Raw genomic sequence first — 3,565 nt, forward strand, 5'->3', positions numbered from 1 at the left:
AGCATCGTCGCCCTGCGCGAGAGCGATGCCCGCGCCGCCGGCCTGCAGATCGACCGCGCCCGCGCGCCTCACCGCCTCTCGACCGCCAACGGCGTCGTCGAGGCGCATGGTGCCACGATCCGCGAATTCCGCCTCGGCCCGATCATCCTGCATGACGTCGAAGCCGTGATCATGCCCGACGCACAACTCGGCAAGAACCTTCTGGGCATGAGCGTCCTGCGCCGCCTGCGCGGTTTCGAGGTGCGCGACGGGGCGCTCTGGCTGCGCGGCTGACGCGGCGCGTCAGCGCGTTGATTGCGGCGCGCGTTCGGGGAAATGCCGCAGGATGCTCGTCACCGGGTTGGCCGCCGCCTGGCCGAGCCCGCAGATCGATGCGTCGCGCATGACCAGCGCGAGATCATCGAGAAGCGGCGCCTCCCAGCGCCCGTCTTCGAGGAGCTGCACGATCTTCTGCGTCCCCGCGCGACAGGGCGTGCACTGGCCGCAGCTCTCGTGGCGGAAGAAGCGCATCAGATTGAGCGCGACATTGCGCAGATCATCGTGATCGGAGAAGACCACGATCGCATGCGAGCCGACGAAGGCGCCGTGCCGGTCGAGCAGGCCGAAATCCAGCGGCTCGTCTGCCAGTGACGCGGGCAGAATTCCGCCCGAGGCGCCGCCGGGAAGCCAGGCGGCGAGCGCATGGCCCTCCTGCATGCCGCCGCAATATTCCGCGATCAGCTCGTTGACGGTAATCCCCGCCGGCGCCTGCTTGACGCCGGGATCGCGCACGCGCCCCGAAACCGAGAACGAACGAAATCCCTTCGCCCCGCGCCTTCCATGACCCGCGAACCAGGCTGGCCCCTCCTCGATGATGTCTCGCAGCCAGAACAGGGTTTCGACATTGTGGTTGAGGGTGGGGTGCCCGAACAGGCCCTTCGTCGCGATATAGGGCGGGCGGTGGCGGGGCAGGCCACGCTTGCCTTCAATCGATTCGAGCATGGCGCTCTCCTCACCGCAGATATAGGCCCCGGCCCCGCGCCGCAGGTCGATCGGCGCGTGGGAATCCAGCCCGGCTTCGCGCAGGGAAGCGATCTCGCGCTCCAGAAGCGCGCGCACGCCGGCATATTCATCGCGCAGATAGATCACAATGCGCTCGGCGCCCACTGCCCAGGCGGCGATCAGCGCGCCCTCGATCATGCGATGCGGATCGCGTTCGAGATGGTAACGATCCTTGAATGTGCCCGGCTCGCCCTCATCGGCATTGACGGTGACGATGCGCGGGGCCGGCGCGGCACGCACGAATTCCCATTTGCGCCCGGCGGGAAATCCGGCGCCGCCGAGGCCGCGCAGCCCGGCATCGGAGAGCATGGCGATGATCGCCTCCGGCGTCTTTTCCCCTGCAAGACAGGCCTCCAGCAGGGCATAGCCGCCGGCGGCGCGATAGGCAGCCAGATCGATGGCATGGACGGGAACGGGCTCGCATATATCATCCGCCGCGATCGCTGCGCGCACGCTCTCCGTCGTCGCGGGCGCGATGGCGCGGGTGCCGACATGCACGGCGGGCGCCTCGGCGCAGCGCCCGATACAGGGCACGCGCTGGATACGGATCGTCTGCGGATCAACGCTGGCTTCGAGCGCGGTGGCGAGCGCCTCGGCGCCGGCGATCATGCAGGCGACACTGTCGCAGACGCGGATGGTCAGCGCCGGCGGCGGGGTCTCGCCTTCCTTCACGATATCAAAATGGTGGTAGAAACTCGCCACCTCGAAGATTTCCGCCTGCGGGATCGAGAATTCCTCCCCAAGCGCGCGCAGATCCGGTGCCGCGAGATGGCCGATCCCGTCCTGCAGGCGGTGCAGCGCCTCGATCAGAAGATCGCGCCGTCGCGGCATTCCGGCGAGGAGGCCTCGCACCCGGGCGAGCGCATCATGATCGAGGGCGCGGCCCTTTGGGCGCAGTTTGGGACGCAATCCGGGGCGTTTCCTGCTCCGCACCGCTCCAGCATCATCACCATTGCTGCGGCCCGTCTCGCCCTGGCTCATTCACGCCTCCCGCGTCAGCCGTACCGATTCGCGCTCACCCGAGCATCATGCGAAAAGGGTAAGACCGTGCGACGGTCGCACCTGCCCGCAGGCGACACAAGTGCGCCTTCAGCCGCCATCGGTGAAGACGATGCGCACCAGATCGGCGGTGTTGCGCGCGCCCAGCTTCTCCATGATGCGGGCACGATGCACCTCGATGGTGCGCGGGCTGATGCCGAGCGTGCGCCCGGCTTCCTTGTTGGAAGCCCCATGGGCGATCTGGGCCAGCACGTCCTTCTCGCGCGGGGTGAGGCTGTCGGCGCCGGTGAAGTTCAGGCTGAGCTTGTCATTGCCCTGTGCAGCGCGCTTGCGCGTGGCTTCCACCGCCTCGCGCACGGCAGCGATCACCTCGTCGGCATCGAAGGGTTTCTCGAGGAAGTCATGTGCGCCGTTCTTGATCGCCGTCACGGCCATGGGGATATCGCCCTGGCCGGAGATCACGAAGACCGGCGGCGCGTAATGATGCCCGCCAAGCGCTTCGAGCACTTCGAGACCGGAGCGGCCCGGCATGTGCACGTCGAGAATCACGCAATCGAATTTCTGCCGTTTGGCCTCGGCCAGGAAGCTGTCGCCATCCGGATAGGTGCGCACCCGCCAGCCTTCGATCTCGAAAATGGTCATCAGCGAGTCGCGCACCGGCGGATCATCGTCGACGACGGCGATATCGAGCACTTCATCGGTCATGATATCCTCACGCTCCCCAATACATTGCCGCCTCACGGCGTTGTTTCGTGCAGGACATCGTCCTGCGACCCCGGCGCCGGCAACGGCAACCGTACCATGAATGACGCACCCCGTCCCGCACCACCCGGATCGACCGTGAGGTCGCCGCCATGGGTCTGGGCAATGGTCCGCGAGATCGCCAACCCGAGCCCCATGCCGCTGCGCTTGCCGGTCTTGAAGGCCTGGAACAGGTCATCGACCTTGTCGGCGGGAATGCCCGGCCCGTTATCGGCGATGGTGAGCACCACGCAACGATCCTCGATACTCGTGTTGATATCGATCCGCCCGCCCTTGCGGCCCTTCACGGCCTCATAGGCATTGCGCACCAGATTGACCACGACTTGCTGGATCTGCACCGGGTCGACCTCGATCTCCGGCAATTCGGGATGATAATCGCGGGCCACGATGATCCCCCGATCCTGGCCCAGAGTGGTGAGATCGACGGCATCGTCGATGATGGCATTGAGAGCGACGCGCTTGCGCTCGGGGCCGCGTTTCTCCACCAGCGAGCGGATGCGCTGGATGATCTGGCCGGCGCGCTGGGCTTCGTGTCGCGCCTTGTCGAGGATGGTGCGCGCGCGCTCGTCCGTCTGCTCTGTATGGCCGCTTTCGCGCGCCCGGGAAAACTCACGACCCACCGCCTGCAGATAGAGCAGGATCGCGGTGAGCGGCTGGTTCAGCTCGTGGGCGAGCGCCGAACCCATCTCGTCCAGCGCCGAAACCCGGGCGAGGCGGATAAGATCGGCCTGCAACTCGTTCAGCCGCCGCTCCGTATCCTTGC

Annotated in this window: 4 protein-coding genes; 1 reads left to right on the forward strand and 3 read right to left on the reverse strand. The window is 66.8% G+C overall.

Translation table 11 applies throughout. From position 1 onward, the window contains the following. Nucleotides 1-273, forward strand: a 273-nt coding sequence (locus tag VKP01_RS02220; RefSeq protein ID WP_324410004.1) for a retropepsin-like aspartic protease family protein, incomplete at its 5' end; no start/stop codon positions are given. A gap of 9 nt (nucleotides 274-282) precedes the next feature. Here VKP01_RS02220 and VKP01_RS02225 read toward each other — a convergent pair. The 3 genes from VKP01_RS02225 to VKP01_RS02235 form a co-directional block, all read right to left on the reverse strand. Beyond that, entirely contained in the window at nucleotides 283-2,022 is a 1,740-nt protein-coding gene (locus VKP01_RS02225) for an NADH-ubiquinone oxidoreductase-F iron-sulfur binding region domain-containing protein (RefSeq protein ID WP_324410005.1), read from the reverse strand. 108 nt (nucleotides 2,023-2,130) lie between these two features. Next, complete coding sequence (locus VKP01_RS02230; protein ID WP_324410006.1) at nucleotides 2,131-2,745, reverse strand: response regulator transcription factor; 615 nt, start codon at nucleotides 2,743-2,745, stop codon at nucleotides 2,131-2,133. Nucleotides 2,746-2,777: 32 nt separating this feature from the next. Then, a partial coding sequence (locus tag VKP01_RS02235; protein ID WP_324410007.1) for a sensor histidine kinase occupies nucleotides 2,778-3,565 on the reverse strand: 788 nt, incomplete at its 5' end.

Source organism: Saliniramus sp. (assembly GCF_035311605.1).
GTDB lineage: Bacteria > Pseudomonadota > Alphaproteobacteria > Rhizobiales > Beijerinckiaceae > Saliniramus.